At 37.8% G+C, this 846-nt stretch carries 1 protein-coding gene and 1 pseudogene; one reads left to right on the top strand and one right to left on the bottom strand.

Going from position 1 to position 846, the window contains the following annotated elements:
• Positions 1-149: 149 nt before the first annotated feature.
• Positions 150-671 (bottom strand): annotated as a pseudogene (locus RFX69_RS06105) (IS5-like element ISAha1 family transposase); the annotation flags it as partial.
• Positions 672-732: 61 nt separating this feature from the next.
• Between RFX69_RS06105 and RFX69_RS06110 the strand changes: the two are divergent.
• Positions 733-846 (top strand): transposase (locus RFX69_RS06110; protein WP_309168902.1); only part of this gene is annotated, 114 nt, incomplete at its 3' end.

Consider the following 846-nt stretch of genomic DNA (forward strand, 5'->3'; position numbering starts at 1 on the left):
TGTCAACAAACCCTAATTAAAATCGATTAATTATTATTAAATACTAAAATAGCTTTCGTTCCTTTATTTTTAGTTGAATCAAATTTTAGTGTCCAACGGCTTTGTTGCACAAACATTCAAAAGCTAAACTTCTTCCAAGTTATCTAAATTTAAGTGGCAACTTGGGTGTGAGGTCGGCCTAAATCTGTAAATTTATTTAATACGGCCACACGTGCATGAATCTCATTGACTTGGCTTTGAAAGTTTCTCGCACGGAGTTTATCGCCTAATAATTTGATGCAATGCATCTTGGTTTCTATCAGACTTCTGCGATGATAGCCTGACCAATTTTTCCATATTGTTCTTCCTAAACGTTTAACTGTTCGAAGTAATTCATTTCGCTCTAGCGAGCTGGTCTTTGTATCTTTCCAAGGTTTCGCATTTTTTCTTGGCGGAATCACCGCATGTGCTTGTCGGTCTGCAATTACTTGACGGCATTGCTTGGTGTCATAAGCCCCATCAGTATAGACAGAGTCAATCTGCTCATCTTGTGGAATCTGATCGAGTAAATCACCAAGCACTTGTGAATCACTCACATTATTTGTAGTGAGTTGAATAGCGCGTATTTGAAGGGTTTCAGCATCTATACCAATATGAAGTTTACGCCATTGGCGACGATATTCAGGTTGATGTATGCTGAAAAAACAGGAGGTTTTAACTTGGTAAACTAAACACACTCATCAGGAGTTTACCATGAGCAAGAAACACAAGACTTACACCACAGAATTTAAAGATGAAGCCATCAAATTAATTGAAGCCAATCAAGGCAATGTCTCGGAAACAGCTAGACAACTTAGCATTTCAATG

It is taken from the genome of Acinetobacter sp. 148 (genome assembly GCF_031196675.1).
GTDB lineage: Bacteria > Pseudomonadota > Gammaproteobacteria > Pseudomonadales > Moraxellaceae > Acinetobacter > Acinetobacter baumannii.